The 20,787-nt window shown below is 69.2% G+C and carries 13 protein-coding genes; 8 read left to right on the top strand and 5 right to left on the bottom strand.

Annotation, left to right across the window (positions count from 1 at the left end):
* From ACSG06_RS06085 to ACSG06_RS06070, 4 genes are all read left to right on the top strand, one after another.
* A complete protein-coding gene (locus ACSG06_RS06085) occupies positions 1-2,670 on the top strand; it encodes an AAA domain-containing protein (protein ID WP_440989374.1) in 2,670 nt (889 codons plus the stop codon).
* A gap of 40 nt (positions 2,671-2,710) precedes the next feature.
* The gene (locus ACSG06_RS06080) at positions 2,711-3,550 is read left to right on the top strand and encodes a phosphatase PAP2 family protein (RefSeq protein WP_440989373.1); all 840 of its coding nucleotides are present in this window, start codon (positions 2,711-2,713) and stop codon (positions 3,548-3,550) included.
* 88 nt (positions 3,551-3,638) lie between these two features.
* Positions 3,639-4,148: a DUF6789 family protein gene (locus ACSG06_RS06075; protein ID WP_440989372.1), complete on the top strand. Its 510-nt coding sequence runs from the start codon at positions 3,639-3,641 to the stop codon at positions 4,146-4,148.
* A gap of 101 nt (positions 4,149-4,249) precedes the next feature.
* Positions 4,250-5,284 carry a hypothetical protein gene (locus tag ACSG06_RS06070; RefSeq protein ID WP_440989371.1) on the top strand — a complete coding sequence of 345 codons (1,035 nt, stop codon included), beginning with the start codon at positions 4,250-4,252 and terminating at the stop codon, positions 5,282-5,284.
* Between the two features lie 52 nt (positions 5,285-5,336).
* Here ACSG06_RS06070 and ACSG06_RS06065 read toward each other — a convergent pair whose 3' ends face one another.
* Positions 5,337-8,135, bottom strand: coding sequence for an ATP-dependent helicase (locus ACSG06_RS06065; RefSeq protein WP_440989370.1), 2,799 nt, complete (start codon positions 8,133-8,135; stop codon positions 5,337-5,339).
* A 549-nt stretch (positions 8,136-8,684) separates the two neighbouring features.
* Between ACSG06_RS06065 and ACSG06_RS06060 the strand changes: the two genes are divergently transcribed.
* From ACSG06_RS06060 to ACSG06_RS06050, 3 genes are all read left to right on the top strand, one after another.
* Positions 8,685-9,419, top strand: a complete 735-nt coding sequence (locus tag ACSG06_RS06060; RefSeq protein WP_440989369.1) for an MBL fold metallo-hydrolase — start codon at positions 8,685-8,687, stop codon at positions 9,417-9,419.
* Positions 9,420-9,566: 147 nt separating this feature from the next.
* The gene (locus ACSG06_RS06055) at positions 9,567-13,553 is read left to right on the top strand and encodes an MMPL family transporter (protein ID WP_440989368.1); all 3,987 of its coding nucleotides are present in this window, start codon (positions 9,567-9,569) and stop codon (positions 13,551-13,553) included.
* Positions 13,553-14,335 carry a TrmB family transcriptional regulator gene (locus ACSG06_RS06050; protein WP_440989367.1) on the top strand — a complete coding sequence of 261 codons (783 nt, stop codon included), beginning with the start codon at positions 13,553-13,555 and terminating at the stop codon, positions 14,333-14,335. Before ACSG06_RS06055 ends, ACSG06_RS06050 begins: the two co-directional genes overlap by 1 nt.
* A 175-nt stretch (positions 14,336-14,510) precedes the next feature.
* Here the strand turns inward: ACSG06_RS06050 and ACSG06_RS06045 are convergent, their stop codons facing one another.
* The 3 genes from ACSG06_RS06045 to rqcH all read right to left on the bottom strand — a co-directional run bounded on the left by ACSG06_RS06045 (position 14,511) and on the right by rqcH (position 19,120).
* Positions 14,511-15,578 carry an mRNA surveillance protein pelota gene (locus tag ACSG06_RS06045; RefSeq protein WP_440989366.1) on the bottom strand — a complete coding sequence of 356 codons (1,068 nt, stop codon included), beginning with the start codon at positions 15,576-15,578 and terminating at the stop codon, positions 14,511-14,513.
* Positions 15,579-16,212: 634 nt separating this feature from the next.
* Positions 16,213-16,920, bottom strand: a complete 708-nt coding sequence (locus tag ACSG06_RS06040) for a DUF4013 domain-containing protein (protein ID WP_440989365.1) — start codon at positions 16,918-16,920, stop codon at positions 16,213-16,215.
* A gap of 37 nt (positions 16,921-16,957) precedes the next feature.
* On the bottom strand, positions 16,958-19,120 hold the full coding sequence (gene rqcH / locus ACSG06_RS06035; RefSeq protein ID WP_440989364.1) for a ribosome rescue protein RqcH: 2,163 nt from the start codon (positions 19,118-19,120) through the stop codon (positions 16,958-16,960).
* A gap of 95 nt (positions 19,121-19,215) precedes the next feature.
* Between rqcH and ACSG06_RS06030 the strand changes: the two genes are divergently transcribed.
* On the top strand, positions 19,216-19,461 hold the full coding sequence (locus ACSG06_RS06030; RefSeq protein ID WP_440989363.1) for a hypothetical protein: 246 nt from the start codon (positions 19,216-19,218) through the stop codon (positions 19,459-19,461).
* Between the two features lie 16 nt (positions 19,462-19,477).
* Here the strand turns inward: ACSG06_RS06030 and ACSG06_RS06025 are convergent, their stop codons facing one another.
* Positions 19,478-20,710 carry a Zn-dependent hydrolase gene (locus ACSG06_RS06025; RefSeq protein WP_440989362.1) on the bottom strand — a complete coding sequence of 411 codons (1,233 nt, stop codon included), beginning with the start codon at positions 20,708-20,710 and terminating at the stop codon, positions 19,478-19,480.
* Positions 20,711-20,787 lie beyond the last annotated feature (77 nt).

Genomic DNA, 20,787 nt, shown 5'->3' with positions numbered 1-20,787 from the left:
GTGAGCGTTCGCGGTATCGTCACGACGGTCGGGGAGGAGCGGTCGGTGAACACGAGCCACGGCACCAGCGAGCTCGTGGAGGTCGGCCTGGAGCGGCCCGAGGACACCCCGACGACCGTCACGCTGTGGGGGCGCTGGACCGAGACCGCCGCGGTGCTGGAACCCGGGATGGAGCTGCTGGTCACCGAACCGAAGCAGGAGGAGTACGAGGGCGGCCTGCGGTTCTCGACCACCGGTGACTCGTACGTCGTCGTCGAGCCGGACTTCCTCGTCAACGTGACCGACGTGCGCCAGTGGGTGCAGTGCCCCCGGATGTACTACCTGAACAAGCTCTCCAGCGTCCCGCTGGCCTACCCGGTGATCAAGGGGACCGTCGTCCACGAGGTGTTCGGCGACCTGCTCCGCGGCCGGGAGTTCGACGAGGCCGTGTCGGACCGCGTCGCGGAGCAGGCGCTGGAACTCGGCCTGCTCGGCTACGCCGCCGACGACGTGGAGCGCGAGGTCGCCCAGAACGCACAGGCAATCGCGGGCTGGCTCCAGCAGGGGCGACTGGCGGACGAGGACGAGTGGCGCTCCGAGCGCCTGCTCGTCTCCGAGACGTTCGGCATCAAGGGACGGGCCGACGCCATCCGTCGCGGCCAGCCCGTCGAGCTGAAGACCGGGAAGAACCTCAAGAGCGAGCCGCGGTTCCACGACAAGATACAGGCCGCCGCGTACGCGCTCCTGCTCCAGGAGCGCGGCGTCCCGGCCGACACCGGCACCCTCCTCTACACGAAGAACGAGGCGCTGGACCGCGACGAGTTCACCGGCGACTTCTCGCCGGCGAAGGAGTTCTCCATCGGGGCGGGGCTCCTCAAGTTCGTCGTCCGCGCCCGCAACGAGATCGCCGCGATGGAGTTCGATGCGGACGTGCCGACGGGCTACGAGGCCGACGCGAACTGCGAGTACTGCTTCGAGCAGGACACCTGCATGGTCGTCTCGGGGCGGCTGAACCAGGAGTCCAAGGCCGGCCAGATCGGCACCGCCATCCCGGAGGACGAGCGCGCGTACTTCGAGCGCACCTACGACGCCATCGAGGCCGAGCGCGACGCGGCCCACGACGAGTTCGTGAAGCTCTGGCGGCAGACCGCGGCCGAGCGGGCCGACGACGACCGCGCGCTGGTCGACCTCGAACCCGTCGCGAAGCGCGAACTGCCCGCCGGCCGCTGGGAGCTGACGGCCCGGCGCACCTCCGCGGCCGTCTCGAAGATACGCGAGGGCGACTACGTGTTGGCGAGCGACGGCGACCCCATCCGGGGGCACTCGGAGCTCGCCACCGTGGAGCGGCTCGGCGACGAGGAGATCGTCCTCACCGCCGACGAGCCCGTCGACGTCCACCGGCTCGACGTCTACCCCTCCGACATCGGCCCCTCGCGCCTGCTGACGGCGGTCCACGATGCGCTGCTGAAGGGCGACGAGCGCCGGAAGGACGTGCTGTTCGGCCGCGAGTCGCCGACGTTCGAGCCCACGGACGAGACGTTCGTCGACAACAACGACGCCCAAGACGAGGCGGTCCGCTTGGCCGTCACCGCCGACGACTGCGCGCTCATCCACGGGCCGCCGGGGACGGGCAAGACCTACACCATCGCACAGGCCGTCCGGGCGATGGTCGAGCGCGGCGAGCGCGTCCTCCTCTCGGCGTTCACGAACCGCGCGGTCGACAACGCGCTGGAGGCCATCCGGGACGCGGGCTTCGAGGAGGACGACCTCGGCGACATCGTCCGCATCGGCACGGAGTCTGGCGTCCGAGACGATATGCAGGACCTCCGGCTCCGGCGTCACGGTGACCCACAGGAGCGCGCCGAAGCGCTCGAGTCCGCCAGCGTCGTCGCCGCGACGACTGCCACCTGCGGCTCGACGGTGATGCGCGAGCAGGCGTTCGACGTCGCGCTCGTCGACGAAGCGGGCCAGCTCACCGAGCCCGGGACGCTCGCGGCGGTCAACCTGGCCGACCGGTTCGTCCTCGTCGGCGACCACCAGCAGCTCCCGCCGGTCGTCCGCGCCGACACGGACCTCTCGCGATCGCTGTTCGAACGCCTCATCGACACCCATCCCGAGGCCAGCGTGCTGCTCGACCGCCAGTACCGGATGTCCCAGCGCATCCAGGCGTTCCCGTCTCGGGAGTTCTACGACGGCCAGCTCCGGCCCGCGACTGGCGAGGTGGCCGCCCGTTCCCTGACCGACCTCGACCACGTCGACGTGGGCCTGCTCCCCGATGAGCTCCGGGGCGGCGTCTCCATGGTCGACACGCCCGGCGACGACGGCCGCCACACCGACGCCGTCGAGGCCGCGGAGGTCCGCCGGGTCGTCGCCGCCTTCCTCGAAGCCGGTCTCCAGCCCGAGGAGATCGGCGTCATCGCGCCGTTCCGGGCGCAGGTCGCGGAGATCACCCGGGACGTGCCCGACGACGTGGCCGTCGACACCGTCGACCGGTTCCAGGGCTCCGCGAAGGAGGTGATCGTGGTCTCCTTCGTCGCCTCGGGCGACCTCGACAGCCCCATCTTCGAGGACTACCGGCGTGTGAACGTCGCGCTGACACGGGCGAAACGGTCGCTCGTCCTCGTCGGCGACGGCGAGACGCTCGCGACCGACGACGTGTACGCCCGGATGGTCGACTGGGCGGACCGCTGAAGCGAAAGCGTTCAGTTCACCCCCGAGCAACGTGCACGATATGGTTCGAATGGAGGCCGCGAGCGAGACGATCCGGTCGGCGTTCCCGAACGGACTCGTCGACGTCTACGCGGCCGTGACCGCGCTCGGCAACCCCGGGCTGCTGACGCTGCTCCTGGCGCTCGTCTACTGGGGCTACCGGCGGGAGGAGACCGCGACGGTCGTCGGGTACGCGTTCCTCGCGTTCGCGCTCGTGCTGTTCCTGAAGGAGCTCTTCGCGATGCCGCGGCCACCGGAGTCGGTCATGCTGATCGCGGAGGACGGCTACGGCTTCCCGAGCGGCCACGCGATCGCCGGCGTGGTCGTCTACGGCGGGCTCGCCCTGGAGTTCGACTGGCTCGCGGAGCCGCCGAAGGCCCTCGCGGCCGGTCTGGTGGCCGTCTCGGTCGGGCTCTCCCGCGTGGTCCTCGGCGTCCACTACCTCGGTGACGTGCTCGTCGGCGCCGCGCTCGGGCTGGGCGTCCTCGCGCTCGGCCACCTGCTCTGGCGCGACCGGCCGGTGGTTGGCTACGCGCTGGGGACGGTCGTCGCCGTCCCGGCCGTCGTCGTCTCCGACACCGACCCGCAGACCGTGGCGGTGCTCGGCTCCTGTCTGGCCGGCGTCTGGGCCTGCCGGACGGTACGGCCGATCCCGTCGGACCGCAGTCGCGCCGAACGGTCGTTCCTGCTCGGTGTCGGTGTCGTGCTCGCGGTCGTCCTGGTCGCCACGAGGCTCGCACTGGAGACCAGTCCCGTGGCGCAGTTCGTCGTCGGTGGCGCGACCGTCCTCGCCGTCCTCGGACTCCCCGCGATGCTCGAACGGACCGACGCGTTCGACGTCGTCCGGGGTGTGACCGGCTGAGCGGGCCGGTTCGCCGGATAAACGACCCGCCGAACACATTCGCCCGAACGGCCAATCGTTTATCATGGTGGCGGTGGTACGTCGTGACATGGCAAGCAGTCACTCGGGTGCAGAAGAGGAGAGCGAGGGGTTCGACCGAACGGCCGAACGGGAGGACGAGCTCCGGGCCGCGGTGGGCGCGGTCGCCGGCGGCATCGTCGGCACGACCGTCATGACGGGCGTGTTGCTCGCGGTGAACGCGATATACGCGCCGGAGATCAGCGTGTTCGCGACCCTCGCCGAACTGGCCGGTGTCGGTGCGAACAACGTCGCGCTCGGGATGGCGATGTTCCTCGGGGCCGGCGCGCTGGCCTGGCCGCTCACGTTCGCAACGCTCGGCGCGTACCTGCCCGGCAGGACCCGTGCCCAGCAGGGCATCGTCTTCTCGCTGGTGCTCTGGACCGGTTTCGTCGTCGCCTTCGGGACCCACTACGCGGGGATGGACCTCGCGGTGTTCGTCGTCACGTCCATCGTCACCCACGTCGCCTACGGCTACCTGCTCGGGTTCGTCGCGGGTCGGCTGACCGGCCACCGCGAAACCCCCGACCTGGCGGTCTGAATCGAGCCTGATTCTAGAACCAGTTCCCAACCACTCTGTAGAGACTCTGCTCGAAACTCGAAAAATCCTCTTTTACCGGTTCGTCGTCCCGGACGGATGTGATGTCGAACCCAGACCCGACCCGACGGACGTTCGTCACCCTGACTGGCGCGGCCGGACTCGCAGCCCTCGCGGGCTGTCTCGGCGGCGGCGACGCGGGCGACGACGATGGGATGACCGACGGCATGACCGACGACGGCATGACCGACGACGAGATGACCACCGACGAGGGGATGATGGAGCCTGAGCCGACCGACCCCGCCTCCGCACCCCGCCCGACGATCGACCGCTTCAGCGAGGACGCCGGCACGCTCATGGTCCGCAGCGACGAGAACGGGCTGCCCGGCCCGGGTGAGGCCATCGACTTCGACCAGGCACCGTTCATCACCCGGGGGCTCGGCCCGAGCGGCGAGCCCGTCGAGTACTACAACTTCGACGTGCAGTCGACCAGCCCGGCACCGATCTACGTGCTGTTCCGCGAGGGCGAGGACTCGCCGGTCGAGGGCCAGCTCAACGTCGTCGACGTGGTTCCCGGCGACGACGGCTACAACGACTTCTGGCACGTCCACCGCGTGACCGTGCCGGCGGACTACACCGCCAACACCATCACGAGCGCCGGCACGTTGATGGACGGCGACTACAGCATCGAGGAGACCGACACGCTGGTGAACTGCCCCATCGTCCCCGAGGGCTCGACCGCCACGAAGCGCGGCGGCGACGGCGACACCGGGCTGGTCCAGGGCTGGTACGACGGGCAGGTCGTCCACTACTTCACCTTCGAGGAGGCCCCGCTGACGACGATGGGCGGCTCTGTCCCGCTGTCGCCCATCTTCGTGACGTTCAACACGAACCCCGGGATGGACGGCGGCGGTCCCGCCTCTGGATTCGTGACCGAGACTGGGAGCAGCCAGACCCACAACGTGGTCGCCACGCTCCCCGGGGACGACGGCTACTCGCCGCTCTGGCAGGTCGCGGTCTACGACAACGCCGACTTCGAGAGCGTGATGGACCTCGAATCGGCCAACGCCGCGAACATCCTGAACAGCAACGCGGCGACGGTGAACTGCCCCATCGTCTCGACGGGTATGATGGGGTAGCGACCGAGAATACGCCGTAAGGGGCCCAGTCCCGCGACGCACCCCCGCCTGACTACTCGATGGTGCCAGTGAGGTCGTCGACGCCGCCAGCCTCGGCGCCGATGGCCTCGACGACGCGGTCGTGGAACTCCTGCAGGACGGCGCTCTCGTCCTCGGCGAGCACCACGTCGCTGGCCGACAGCGTGGCGAGCCCGAACGCCCGGGGTGTCGGGGACTCGACGCGGGTGTGAGTGACCTGTATCTGGCCGGCCCCGATGCCCCGGACGACCGCCTGGACGCCGGCGACGTTGAGCTTGTCCTCCAGGATCTCGCGGTACGTCTCCTCCATCACCGCGAACTCGTCGAGCTCCTCCGCGAAGCCGAGCAGCATCTCGCTCGAGACCTGCTGCTGCTTCGCGGACTTCTCGTAGCCCTTGTAGCGTTTCAGAATCATCAGCGATCGCGTCGCGTCGATGCGGAAGTAGCGCTGGAGCAGTTCGGTGCCCTGCAGGCTCGCACGAAGGTCGGGGCGCACGTCGCCGGCGTCGAGACTCTCGACGATGCCCACGAGGTCGACCTTCCGGTTCAGCGGCATCGAGAGGGTGAACCCGTTGTCGGCGACGCTGACGGAGACGTTCGCGTTCGTCGCCTGCGCACAGCGGTAGGCGAGCAGCCGCGAGAGGCCGTCGTTGAACCGCCGGCCGTACGTCGAGTGGACGTGGTAGCGGCGCTCGTAGTCGTTCCGGTCGACCACCTCCTCGATGGCGAGCCGGTCGGGCGTGCTGACGCTCTCGGGGCCGGCGTAGGCCACCTGCTCCTCGAACATCCGGGTGACGGCGCGGACGGTGTTGTCGTCCAGGGGGAACTCACGGAGCCAGTGGCGGACCGCCGGTGCGCCGCCCGCCGACAGTCTGTCGAGCAGTTCGCCCTGGAACGCGGCGAGTTCCCGCCCGAGGTCGTACGAGAGCGGGAGACGCTCCGAGTACCACGAGGGCACGGTCGGCGCGGCGCTGGTCGGGTCGACGTACACCTTCGAGCCGCGTCGGTAGCGGAACTCGAAGTGCTGGCCGCCCAGTACGAACACGTCGCCGGGTTCGAGGGTGTCGAGGTACGACTCGTCGAGCTGGCCGACCCACTCGTCGCCCGCCCGGGTGAACACGTCGCAGGTGAACGAGTCCGGGATGGTGCCGACGTTCGTCATGTAGATGACCCGAGCGAGCCGGCCGCGCTTCCCGATGAGATGCTCGCCGACGGGGTACTCCTCGTAGTGGTGCTCGCCCGACGGCGCGTCGTTGGTGTCGCGCCAGACCTTCGCGTAGACGTTCTTCTCCTCCAGCCCGTCGTAGTCGGCGGTGAGGTAGGCCAGCAGCTGCTCCCACTCGTGTTCACCGTACTCGCGGTAGGGCCACGCCGACCGGAGGATGCGCCGAATCTCGCGCTCCGGGCGGATGTCCGCGATGGCCATGCCGTACACCTGCTGGGCGGCCACGTCCTGTGCACGCTCGGGGACGTCGACGCTGTCGACGAACCCCTCGTCGGCCTTCTTCAGCATCACCGCGCACTCGACGAGCTCGTCCCGGTCGAGTGCGACGACTCTCCCGGTGACGGTCTGGCCGACGCGGTGCCCTGCCCGCCCCACGCGCTGGAGGAGCGCGGCGACGGACTTCGGCGACCCGACCTGCACCACGAGGTCGACGTGGGGCATGTCGATGCCGAGTTCGAGGCTCGTCGAGGACGTCACGACGTCCAGCTCGCCGGATTTCAGCTTCGACTCCACCTCCTCGCGGACCTCCCTCGAGAGGCTGCCGTGGTGACAGCCGGAGTTCTCCTCGTCGTAGCCGTCGAAGCGCTCGCGGAGCCGGTGGAGCACGCGCTCCGCGCCAGACCGGGTGTTCGTGAAGACCAGCGTGTTCGTGTGCTCCTGGATCAGGTCGTGGAGCTGGTCGTAGAACCGCTCGGTGACCACGTCCCGGCGGGTGTCGATGAGGTCGTCCGTCGGGCACGTCAGCTGGAGGTCGAACTCTCGGGCGAACCGGGTGTCGACGATTTCACAGTCTCGCGGTTCGGGGTCGGGGAAGCCGCCGCGGCCGTCCTCGGCGTCCGGCTCGTCCGGCACGTCGTTCCCGACGAGGAACTCGGCCACGTCCTCCAGCGGGTCGATGGTCGCCGAGCAGCCGATCCTCGTCGGGGACTCCGCCGCCAGCGCCTCCAGTCGCTCCAGCGACACCGAGAGGTGCGTGCCGCGCTTGCTCTCGGCGAGGCTGTGGATCTCGTCGACCACGACGTACTCCACGGTCCGGAGCTTCTCGCGGAACTTCGGCGCGTTCAGCAGGATTGCGAGCGTCTCCGGCGTCGTGTTCAGCACGTGCGGCGTCTCCTCGAGCATCTTCTGGCGCTCGGTCTGGTCGGTGTCCCCGTGGCGGATCGCGTGGCGCACCTCGCCGACGGGCTCGCCGCGCTCCTCGGCCACCTGGCGGATCCCCGACAGCGGCTCCTCCAGGTTCCGGTGGATGTCGTTCGCGAGGCTCTTCAGCGGCGAGACGTACAGGCAGTACACCGAGTTCTCCAGGCCCTCCTCGCGCTCTCTGGCGAACAGCTCGTTCAGGATGGCGGTGAAGCTCGCCAGCGTCTTCCCGCTGCCCGTCGGCGCGCAGATGAGGGCGTTCTCGCGTGCGTGGACGTGCGGAATCGCCCCCTTCTGCGGCGGCGTGAAGAACCCGCCGTTCTCGGGGACGAACTCGCCGAACTGCTCGACCCACCACTCCTGTACGGCGGGGTCCAGCAGCTCGAACACGTCCTCGTCGTCGATGGCGACCGAGCCGGGCTCCCCCTCGAACCCGTCCAGGTCGGCGAGCAACGCCCTCGCGTCCATTGGTGCCTCCTGGGGGATGGACCGGCAAGTGCCTTTGCACTCGCGAAGTGGCCGTGCGTCGTCGGTGTGCGGGTCGGTTGTCGGACCGGCCCCGGCTCAATAGTTTACAATTATTGTAAACACTGGTAGGTGACCAGCCGAGTGGCGCGCGGCTCGCGAGACCGCGAGCGCAGCGAGCGCGTCGAGCCATCCGCGCGAGGGGCGAGCACCGGAGGGAGCGCTAGCGACTGAGGAGCGCAGTCGGCTGGGGAGGTGTGAGGTGCGGTGCGGTCGCGGTCGGGTGGGACTGAAAGGGGCGACGCGCTCGTCGAGCGAGACGACGCAAGGACCGCAGGCACGAGGACCGCAGCGAGTCGCAGCCGACGAGCACGTCGGGGCTTTCTGGCTGTTGTCACCGCCAGTAGTTTCCCCGACTGTCGGGACCGCCGTCCCTGGTGCTGATGAAGCAGTGTTCTGGCTGTTCTCGTCTCTGGGCCAACTACCGAGATGGACTCGAATCACGACTCTCTGGCGTCACACATTTCACGGACCCCACGCGACAGGACATACATGCGCGTCACGTTTCTCGGAACCGGGAGTGCGATGCCGACGGCGGACCGTCACCAGACCGGCATCCTGCTCGAGGGCGACGAACGGCCACTGCTGGTCGACTGCGGGGCGGGGACGCTCCATCGGCTCGCACGGACGAACGTCGGCTACGAGGGCGTGTCCTCAGTGCTCCTGACCCACCACCATCTCGACCACGTGTCGGACCTCATGGCGCTGCTGAAGGCGCGCTGGCTGGCGGGCGAGGACCATCTGGAGGTCGTGGGTCCGACCGGCACGAAGGACCTGGTCGACGGGCTGCTGGACGTGCACGACTACCTCGACGGCCGGGTCGACCTGACGGTGCGGGAGGTCGGGCCGCACGAGTTCGCGGTCGCGGGCTTCGACGTGGAAGGGTTCGAGGTACGGCACTCGCTGCCGTGTCTGGCGTACAGCTTCGACGGGACGTTCGTCTTCTCGGGGGACACCGAAGCGTTCCCGGGGCTGGCGGCGTTCGCGGAGGGCGCGGCGGTGCTGGCACACGACTGCTCGTTCCCCGACGGCGTGGACGTGGACAACCACCCGACGCCATCGGAGCTGGGCCGGGCGCTGTCGGGCCACGAGATCGGCCGGGTGTACCTCACGCACCTCTACCCGCACACGAACGGCGAGCACGAGGCGATGCTGTCGTCCATCGGCGAGCACTACGACGGCGACGTGCGCATCGCCGACGACATGCTCTCGCTGACCATCGAGTGAACTGGTGACCACGTGTATCTGGTTTCATCTACGGATAGCGACAGCTTTATTTCAAGGAGATTGTTAGTAGCGACATAACAACACCACTGTCGTTATGGTCGAGACACACAGGAAGGCTGCGAGCGCGTTCGTCACGGAGGATGACGGATGAAGGCGCTCAGACGGCTCACGGACGGAATCACGTCGTACAGCAAGGTCATCATCGCGGTGATGCTGGTCATGACCGTCGTCCTCGGCGTCGGCGCCGGGAACGTCAGCAGCGAGTCCGGGCTCAGTCAGTTCGAGAGTGACACCCCGGAGGCCGCGGCACAGACCTACATCAGCGAGAACCTGACCAGCGGTGACCAGGAGACACAGACGACACAGGTCATCGTCAGGAGCGAGGACGGGAACGTCCTCTCCCAGGAGTCGCTGATACGCTCCATCGAGTTCCAGCAGACACTGCGCGACGACGAGTCGATAAACGAGACGCTCATCGAGGAGCGACCCGTCGTCGGCGTCTCGAACATCGTCGCCATCGCGGCCATCCAGGGCGAGCGCATCGCGGAGCTCGAGGCCCAGGGCGCACAGCTGCAGGCCCGTCAGGGGCAACTCGAGGAGGACCAGGCCGAACTGGAGGCCGCCTTCGAACAGCTCCAGTCGGACCGGGCCGCGCTCCAGCAGCGCAGCGACGACCTGAACGCCACGGCCGACCAGCTGCAGGCCGCACTCACCGTCATCCGGCAGGACCCCAACGCCAGTATCCGCACGCAGTGGGAGGGCGTCGAGCCGAACGGCTCGGTCACCCTGAACGAGACCCAGTACGCCGTCTTCGAGCAGGCCGGCGAGGACATCCGGAACGCGACGAACCAGTCCGCGGTCGAGCAGGCGTACCAGCTCGGGACCGTCGGCGTGCTGCAGGGCCAGTACAGCGCGCTCGAACAGCAGGGCACGGCGCTCCAGCAGCGCGCGGCCGAGCTCCAGGACCAGCGCGACTCCCTGGAGGAGCGCGGCGCGGCACTGCAGGAGGACTTCGCGGCGTTCCAGGAGCAGCAGTCGGCGCTGCAGAACGCCTCGATGCCGACACTCGCCGAGCAGCGGGAGCAGCTGGCGTCGATGAACGAGTCGGAGCTCGACTCCGTGCTCACCACCGTCCTGAGCGACGGCGACGGTGAGAACGGCGCGTCACCGTTCGCCGGGCAGGCCGTCCGGCTGATGGAGAAGAACTACTCGCCGGGCTCGACCGAGGCCAGCGCGCGGACGATGATCATCCAGCAGGTCGCCCAGTCCAGCAGCGACGTCGGCGGCGGTGCCGGCGTCAGCGACGTCACCATCGACGCCCAGCTGGAGATGCAGGAGTACGCCCAGGACGTGGATTCGGGCGAGGACTACCTCGTCTTCGGCTTCGGCATCATCTCGAACGAGATCGACCAGTCGATGCAGGACTCGCTGGCCATCGTCGGCCCGCTCGCCATCCTGTTCGTCCTCATCACGCTCACCATCGCCTACCGCGACCTCCTCGACATCGTGCTCGGGCTGTTCGGTATCGGCGTGGTGCTGACGTGGACGTTCGGATACATGGGTTACACGGGCATCTCGTTCAACCAGATCATGATCGCGGTCCCGGTGTTGCTCATCGGGCTCTCCATCGACTACGCGATACACATCTTCATGCGCCAGCGAGAGGAGCGCCTGGACGCCGACACGCCGAGCGACGTGCGTGGCTCGATGAGCTACGCGCTGGCGGGCGTCGGCATCGCGCTCATCTGGGTGACCGCGACGACGGTCATCGGATTCCTCTCGAACCTGACCAGCCCGCTCGCGCCCATCCAGGACTTCGGCATCGTCTCCTCGGTCGGTATCCTCGCCGCGCTCGTCGTCTTCGGCGCGTTCATCCCCGCGCTGAAGGTGGAGTTCGACGCCCTTCTCGAGGAGCGCATCGGCTGGGACAGGAAAAAGCGCGCGTTCGGGACCGGTGGCGGCCGCTTCAGTCAGGCGCTCGGGGTCGGCTCGACGCTCGCGAAGAAGGCGCCCGTCGCGGTCATCCTCGTCGCGCTGCTGCTCTCCGTCGGAGGCGCAGCGGGCGCGACGCAGGTCGACACCTCGTTCCAGAACGAGGACTTCATCGCGGACGAGCCGCCGAACTGGATGTACGACCTGCCCGAGCCACTCGCGCCGGGTGAGTACAACGCGAAGTCCAACCTCGACTACGTCAACGACAACTTCCAGCGCGAGGACTCGCAGGCGCAGGTGCTGATCAAGGCGGGCGGCGACGGCACCGGCGTCGACGACCCCGCCACGTTGCGCGCCTTGCACGAGCAACAGGAGCTACTCAGCGACGACGAAACCTACCAGACCCCGTTCGTCGGCGCCACCGGCGAGGTCGCCTACCGGTCGCCGCTGACGGTCATGGAGACGGTCGCCGCAGAGAACGCGAGCTTCAACGAGAGCTACCAGGCGTCGCTCGGCTCTGACGGCGTGCCCGCGGAGAACGTCACGGCGCTGTACGACCAGCTGTTCGCGGTCGCCCCGCAGCAGGCCGGCGACGTCATCTACCGGACCGACGGCGGCGAGTACGCCGCGATGCGGCTCGTCGTGCCCACCGACGCCGGCACGACGACCAGCGAGCAGACCGAGGAGATGCGCGCCATCGCGACCGCCATCGAGGACGGCGGCAACTCGGTGACCGTCATCGCAACCGGCTCGCCGGTCGTCAACGAGGTCGTCCAGCAGCAGCTGCTCGACACGGTCATCCAGAGCCTCATCATCACGCTCGTCGCCGTGTTCGCGTTCCTCATGATCGCCTACCGGGTCACGGAGGGGAGCGCGACGCTGGGCATCGTCACCCTGCTCCCCGTCGCCCTCTCGGTGACGTGGATCCTCGGGACGATGTACCTCATCGGCATGCCTTTCAACGTGCTGACCGGGATGATCACCAGCCTGACCGTCGGGCTCGGGGTCGCCTACAGCATCCACGTCTCCGAACGGTTCAACCTCGAACTCGGCCGCCGCGACACCAGGTGGGACGCGATGGACAAGACCATCACCGGGACCGGCGGCGCGCTGCTCGGCTCCGCGGCCACCACGGTCGGTGGCTTCGGCGTGCTGAGCTTCGCCATCTTCCCGGCGCTCCAGCAGTTCGGCGTCATCACCGCGCTCACCATCATCTACGCGTTCCTCGCGAGCGTGCTGGTGCTGCCGAGCCTGCTCATCGTCTGGCAGCGCTACCTCGGGCCGGACGAGACCGACTCGATGTTCGACGACGACGAGGACGCCGGCGACGCCGTGCCCGCCGTCAACGGCGGCACCGACGACCCGACCGCCGTCGAGACGGCGACGAGCGAGCCCACGACCACCGAGCCCGCCGACGCCACCTCGACAGTCGAGCCCGCCGACGCTCGGCCGGACGCCACCACCGGCACCTCGCACGACGCCACGGCGGCAGCGTCCGCGGAGGCCGTCCCCTCGGACGACCTCGACCTCGGCGGTGACGGGAACGACCTGCACGAGGTGTCCGCGACCGCCGACGGGCCGACGGGCGGGACGCCCACCGGCACGGACGCGGAGACGGCCGACACGGCTGGGTCCGACGCGGAGCCGGTCGACGCCTCGACGGTCGGGAGCGCTGGCGCGGCCGGCGCTGCCGCCGTCGCCACCGGCGACGACAGGCCGACCGCGACCCGGACGGTCTCCGACGAACGACCGGAGCCCGGCGCCGACTTCCAGGTCACCCTCTCGGCCGAGAACGTCGAGGGACGCGTCGTGCTCTCGGAGACGGTGCCCGGAACCGGCGGGCGCGTGACGAAGCTCTCGCCGAAGCCCGCCTCGCACTCGATGGTCGGCCGTCGGCTGTACGTCGCCTGGGAGTTCGACGAACCGACCGACGTGACCCTCGCCTACGAGGCGTCAGTCCCGGCGGACGCGACCGCCGGCGAGGAGCTCGCGTTCGACGCGACGCTCTCCGCGGCCGCGGGCGAGGCCGACCTCGACGGGCCAGCGTCGCTGACGGTGACGACGCCGTTCCTGCGCGAGGCCCTCTCCGGGCCGGTCACGCGCGAGACGCTCGACCGTGCCAGCGAACTGGCGAGCGAGGGCGAACTCAGCCGCGACGAGCTCGAATCGCTCTACGACCGCTGGCTGGACGGGGACGAGTGATGTCCATCGAGGAGGACGACGCCATCGAGTCGCTGGAACGCCTCGGCCTCACCAGCTACGAGGCCAAGGTGTTCATCGCGCTGCACAAGCTCGGCACCGGCACCGCCCGTGACGTCTCCCGGGTGACCGACGTGCCGCGCTCGCAGGTGTACAGCGTCACCGAGAGCCTCGAGGACCGCGGGCTCGTCGAGGTGCAGCAGTCGAGCCCCATCCAGTACCGCGCGGTCAGCATCGACGAGGCGCGCTCGACGCTGCGCGAGCGGTTCGAGCAGGAGTCCGACCGCGCGTTCGACTACGTCGAGACGGTCCGCGAGGAGTTCGGCCCCGACGACGAGGAGGAGCAGGAGGACATCTGGATGGTCCGCGGTCACGAACGGATCGCAGACCGCGCCGCAGACCTCATCCGGCGCGCGGAGCGGTCGGTCCTGTTCGCCGCGCGGTCGCCCGAACTCGTCGGCGAGGACATCGACACCGCGCTGCGCGACCGTGCCGACGACGGGCTCGCCGTCGTCGTCTTCAGCGAGGACCCCGCGGTCCGGGCGCTGTACGACGACCACCCGGGCATCGAGGCGGTCGAACCGATGACCGACCACCACGTCAACGACGAGCACACCGGTCGCGCGCTGCTCGGCGACGACGACATCCTGCTGTTGAGCGTGCTCGGCGACGACGAGGAGCTCCCCGGCATCAACCGCGAGACCGCGTTCTGGAGCGCCAGAACCGGCTTCGCGGAGGTGCTGGTGCAGCTGGTCGAGACGACCATCTCACCGGTCGAGAGATAGACGGACGGCCGAGTGCCGTGGCCGTCCGGGCCGTGCGAAGACGGCCGGGGTGGGGGACGGAATCGACGGTCGACAGGGGTCGTCGTCGCGGCAGTCGGTGACTGCCGGCGGCTGTACACCGCACTCATCGCTTCTCGTTCTGTCCCGGAGAAACGTGTCCCAAACCGCCTAGGCCTCACTCCAGCCGGTAGCGCAGCAGCGCCGCGATACCGCCGAGGTTCCGGAGCTGCAGCCCGGGGTCGAACTCGCTGGAGAACACCGTTATCTCGCCGCCCTTGCGCTCGACGTCGGTGATCAGCTCGTTGACGTCGATGTCCCACTCGCCGTCGGGACCGCGCTCCTCGCGCAGCTTCTCGTCGAGGATGAGCAGCTCGTCGATGGCGCCGTACTCCGCCGCCTTCTGGACCTGCTCCGGACCGTAGGCCGCCTCGTGGCCCGTGGCGATGCGCTTCGTCAGCTCGTCGATGGCGTCGGCCTCGGCAGCGATGCGCGTCTCGCGCTGGACGTCCTCGACCGCGCCGCGCTTGAGCACCTCGTGGACGCCACGGTCGCCGACGGAGGCGGTGTCCACGACGGTCATCTTCTCCGCCACCTCGGGATGGTTCTTCTCGATGTGGTCGTAGGCGTCCTGCTTCGTGAACCCCGGCCCGGCCAGGATGAACGCGTCGGCGTCCATCCGCGACAGCGCAGTCGCGAGTTCGTCGAACAGCTCGCCGCGGCCGCGGGCGTACTCGCCCTTCCCGGTCGTCCCCGTGAACGTGCCCCGCGACTCGGTGCCGTACTGGGTGACCGTGTGGATGTGCGCCTCGCCCTCCTCGACGGTCGCGATGACCACGTCCGGGTTGTCGGCGGACTCCTCGGCCTCCTCCAGCCGGTCGAGCTGGTCGGGCTTCCAGTGCTTCGTGACCTCGACCTCGTCGTGGTCCTCGACGTTGAGCGTGTGGTGCAGCCCCAGCTGGTCCTCCCGCGAGCAGCTCTCGATGGTCCCCGAGACGCGCAGCCGGTTCGCGAACTTGTGGAACTCCACCTCCTCGACGCCGATGGTCACGTGCATGTGCTCGCGCTCGCCGCCCGTGTCCCGCAGCTCCTCGTCGTCGCGCTGGATGCGGCGGGTGGTGTCGCCGGCGACGAGGTCGCCGGGTTCGAGGACGTACTGGAGGTGCCAGAGGTCGTCGAGGCTCTCGGGGACGAGCGTGATGCGCTCGCGGCCGCCCTCGACGCGGACCCGGCTCTTCACCTGCATACTCAGGAGTGCGGGTGCCGCAGGGACATGACTTTCCTTTCATCGGCAACCGAATCCGCCTGATCCCGTTGATGAACGTGTGGTGACACGTCGGCAGTCCCTTGGTCGACGAGAGTAGCTGAAACCACGAACAGCCAGAAAGCTCCGTCAGTCGTGGGACACGCTGGCGACGACGACAGCCAGAAAGCCCCGCGGTTCTCGGCTCCCGGGACCGCGCGAGACTCCTGCGTCGTCTCGCTGGCCTCCGTTCGCACGCTCACGGAGACGCAACTGCGCTCCTCGTGCCTGCGGTGCCTGAGCGCGACGCGCTCAGACTAGCGAGAGCTCCGCTCTCGCGTCGCTTGTCGGGTCCGGGTTCGCCGAGACCCTCGCCCCTTTCAGTCCCACCGTCGGACCTGCGGTCCGACGAGCCCCCGTTCGCTCGCAGGCTCGCTCACGGGGACACCCGACAGCGACCGCACCGTACCTCACGCCTCCCCAGCCGATTCGCTCGGTCGCAGGCTCCCTCGCTCATCCCTCGCACGAGGTTGGCGAGACACGCTCGCTGCGCTCGCGCTCTCGCCAGCCGCGCGCCACCCGGCTGATTGGTCGATGTCGCCACTCAAAGTTTGAAATATTCGTAAACCTACATCGACTACCGCGACCGGACGTACCCGATACCGACCAGCCTCGCAGCCACGACGCTCGCGTACACCGCCACGAGCCCGGCGAGCAGCCCGGCGAGGCTCCGGCCGCCGAACAGCTGGCCGGAGACGCCGAGGCCGACGAGCGCGACGACCATCGCCGCGGCCCAGGCGACGAGGTAGGAGGGGTTCCGGATGACGTACAGCAGGCCGCCCGGGTGGAACAGCGGCGCGTCCTCGCGGTCGAGCCGCCGGGCGACGACGGCGGGGTAGACGTAGCCGACGGCGAGCGCGACGAACATCGTGACGGTCGACCCGAGCAGGACGACGGTGCCGGTCTCCATCGTGATGGCCGACGGGTCGACGCGCGTCGCGCCCTGCACCGTGACGAGCAACATTCCGGCCGGCACGGCGAGGTACGCGACCGTCACCGCGAGGAGGACGACGCCGTCGCGCAGACGAACTCGGATGTCGCCGAACGACGGCAGCGGAGCGTCCCGGTCCGCGACGGTCGTCGCGACGACGTGCCGGCAGTAGCCCGTCCAGGCGACGAGCGGGAGCGGCGCGACGAGCCCGGGCACGAGCCACGGCGTCGCCGGGTAGAGCGCGACGGCGAGCTGGCCGCAGATGGCGGTCAGGAGTCCGCAGGCGAACAGCGCGGCGAGGGCGGAGCGGTCGCTCTCGTCGCGGAACGGGTAGAGGAAGGCCTCAGCGACCACGCTTTCGCCCCCGCCACCGAGTCCCGGCCCGCATGCCTCACTCCTCCACGATGCGGCTCCCGCCCGGCGGCAGGAAGTGCTGGATGCGGTCCGGGCTGGCGACCTTGCGGACGAACGAGGTGTCGGTGAAGCGCTCGCGGAACTCGCGGTAGATGCGCTTCGCCACGTCGCCCTGGGCGTACCGGCCGGGCTCGACCCGCATGCTCGTCTCGACGCGGTCCGCGATGGCCGCGGGCGGGCCGCCGATGACCCGGGTCGAGGGCTCGCACTGGATGCCGACCGCGCAGCCGACCGGCGTGTCCCGGAAGTAGGTCCGGTCGCCCCGGATGGCGAAGCCACCTTTCTCCAGGAACTCGCCGCTCTCGGGCGTCTTCGACACCTGATCGGCGTCGACCATGTACACGTCGTCGGCGTAGCGGCCGTCCTTCCAGACCGAGGAGTAGGTGACGGCGAACTGGGCGGCCTGCTCCAGCGTCTCGTCGTCGAACTCCACCTCGCGCGAGGGCTCGCTGGGGTCCGTCGCCTTCAGTACGGTGACGGGGCCGCCGTGGGCCTGCGTGTGGAACACCTTGTCCCCACCTTCGACGTACTTCTTCACGAGTTCCTCGTTCTGGTCGGCGTCGCGGCCGCCGATGACGAGGTAGCCGGTGCTCGTGTGGAACCAGCGGAACCGCTCGAACCACTTCTCGTCGCGCCGGACCGGGATGGACGAGCGCGCGAGCCAGTCGACCTCGTGGTCGTCGGCCTCGTCGTCCTCGCCGCCCTCCTCGTCGCGGTCCTCGTAGGCCGCCTTGCGCTCCTTGATCTCCGCGAGCTCCTCGCGGGTGTCCTCGATGGCGGCGAGCGCGCCCTCCTTCTTGCCTTCGATGCGCTTGGCCTCGGTGTAGAGGCGGTCGGCGTTCTTCTCGACGCCGTCCTCGACGTCGACCGCGACGCGGGTGCCGTCGAGTTCGAGCGTCACCGTCCCGTCGGAGCCGTCGACGTCGACGACCGCCTCGGCCTCTGGGATGCCCTGCTCCGCGCCGTCCGCGAAGGTGGCGGCGATGTCGTCCCAGGGCACGTCGTCCTCGCGGGCGGCCCGGACCGTCGAGATGACCTCGTCGACGAGCCCGTAGTTGCCGTAGAGGAGTTCGGCCTTCTCGCGTTCCTCCTCGGCCTGCTCCTCGAAGCCGGAGATCGCGCCCTCCTGCTGTTCGATGATGCGCTGGTGCTTCTCGATCTGCTCCTGGAAGTCCGGCCCGGTGTCCCCGACCGGCTCGCTCTCCGCGTCGTCGCTCCGGTCGAGCTCGTAGAAGTAGTCGTCGACCGCGCCGTTGAACGTCTCGTAGGCGTCGCTGGCGAGCGCGTCGTCGGCCTCGTGCTCTTCCAGCGGGACGGGCGTCACGTCGACGACGGGGCGCGGGCCGTCGCCGCTGCCGGACTCCTCGCCATCCTCGCCGTCGCCGTCGTCGGCCTCGTAGTACACCCGTGGGTCGAGGTCGGCAGACGAGAGCGACTCCGCGAGGCGCTGGACGGTATCGTACACCTTCTGGTACTCCTCGTCGGTCGCGTCGGCGATGTCGAGGGTCTTCTCGACGCCGGCGCGCGTGCAGAGCTCCTCGGCCCAGAGGCCCCCCCAGTTCAGCTGGGTGGCGAGCGTGCGGACGACGTCGGTGTCGGAGTCGTCCATCGTGTGGGCGAAGCCCTCATAGTCGACCGTGAGGGGGTTGATGCGGGAGTCCGGGAAGCCGTAGGTCGACCCCGGCGCGACGGTCCGGGATTTGAGGCGCACCGTGTCCAGGCAGTCGATTACCTCGTACGTCTCGTCGCAGACCGCGACGTTGCCGTGGCCGAACAGCTCGACGATGATCTTCGTGTCGCCGTCCTCGCGGGAGAACTCGAACTCGAGGATGCGGTCGAACTCGTACTGCTCGACGCCCTCGAAGTCGGCGCCCGACAGCCGGTTCCGCAGCATCATCGCGAAGTTCGGCGGCCGCCCGGGCGCGTCGGGGACGTGGGTCGGCGCGGCGATGTGGGCGCGCATCACGTCGCCGACCTCCAGGATGAGTTCGACGCGACCCCGGTCGTAGTCGCGCAGCTTCAGCCTGACCAGGTCGTCGCCGTAGAGGTACGCCTTGTCGAGCTTCGCGCCCCGGTAGGCGTTCAGCTCGGAGACGAGCGCGGCGAGGTCGACGCTGGTCAGTTCGCGCTTCGGTTCCATGCCCCCGATTTTTCGTGGCGGGGGTAAGGGCCTGTCGTTCGTGTGTGACGGTGTCGAAAGGGCTTTGACGCAGCCTCGTGTCAGCCGGAACGAAGATGTACGGTCCGATGGTGGGCCCCGGCGACGGCGGCTCGCTGATTCCGCTGCCAGCCCGCGTGCTCGGCGCCGTGACCGTCGGGCTCGCGGTCGTCTCGCTGACGGCGTACGGCGTCTACTGCTCGCTCGCCGGCGAGCCGATGCACACGACCGTCCTCCAGCTCGTCGCCGGCACCGTCGCGCTCGGGCTGGTGCTCGTCGCGTGGGACGAGCTCACCGACTTCTTCGAGTCGTCTCGGCCCTGATTCCAGCTTCGTCTTCTCAGACCTCGTCCGCCTTCGAACGCACGGCGTTCAGGAGCACGTTCGTCCCGGCGACGACGTCCTCCCACTCGGTGAACTCGTCCTCGGTGTGGCTCACGCCGTCGACGCTCGGAACGAACACCATTGCCGTCGGACAGAGCCGGTTCAGATAGCTCGCGTCGTGGCCCGCGCCGCTGACCAGCCGGGTGTACTCGGCATCGAGCGCGTCCGCCGCGTCGACGACCGTCTCCACCAGGTCGTCGTCGAACGACTGCGACTCGATGCGCATCACCTCCTCGCAGTCCCAGTCGACGCCCTCCCGGTCCGCCGCGTGGGCGATCTCCCGCCGGACCTGCTCGGCCGCCCGGTCGACCGTCTCGTCGTCGTACGACCGGAGGTCGACCGTGAAATCCACGCGTTCGGGAATGACGTTGATGGCGTTGGGGGAGACGTCGACCGAGCCCACGGTCCCGACGAGGTCCTCGCCACCGGTGCCGGCGATGCGCCGGACCGCCTCGACCACGTCGCTCGTCGCGACGAGCGCGTCGTGGCGCTGGTGCATCGGCGTCGGGCCGGCGTGGTCGGCCGCCCCCTCGAACGCCGCGTCGAACCAGACGAAGCCGTAGACGCCCTCGACGACGCCGACGCTGTGGCCCGCCGCCTCCAGTTTCGGCCCCTGCTCGACGTGGAGTTCGAGGTAGCAGTGCAGGTCGCGGGGCTCGCAGGGTGCCTCGCCACGGTAGCCGATGCGCTCCAGTTCGTCGCCGAACCGGGTCCCCTCCTTGTCGGTCAGGTCGTACGCGAACTCGACGTCGAACTTGCCCGCGAACGCGCCGCTGCCGAGCATGTCGGGCTGGAACCTGACCCCTTCTTCGTTGCTCCACGCGACGACCTCGATGGGTCGCTCCGTCTCGATGCCGGCGTCGTTCAGCGTCTCGACGATCTCCAGCCCGCCGAGCACGCCGATGACGCCGTCGTACCGGCCACCGTTGTACTGGCTGTCGACGTGCGAGCCGACCAGTACCGGGGGGAGGTCGTCGTTCCGCCCGGCTCGCCGGCCGAAGACGTTCCCGAGTTCGTCGACGGTGACCGTCAGCCCGGCCGCCTCGAACCACTCGACGAGCCGGTCCCGGGCCCGCCGGTTCGCGTCCGAGAGCGACGGTCGGTCCACCCCGCCGCGGTCGGTCGCGCCGATCGCGTTGAACTCGTCGAACCGCTCCCGGAGCCGGTCGCTCGACACCGTCGTGTCCATATCCAGTCCACACCACCCGGGGGTTTCAGTCCCCCGTTGGCCCCAGACGATGCCGCTTCTTCTCTGCGCCGACCGAC

The organism is Haloarchaeobius baliensis, assembly GCF_052060055.1.
GTDB lineage: Archaea > Halobacteriota > Halobacteria > Halobacteriales > Natrialbaceae > Haloarchaeobius > Haloarchaeobius baliensis.
The sequence above is the reverse complement of the archived record's forward strand: the minus strand, read 5'-3'. Positions and strand labels throughout refer to the sequence as shown.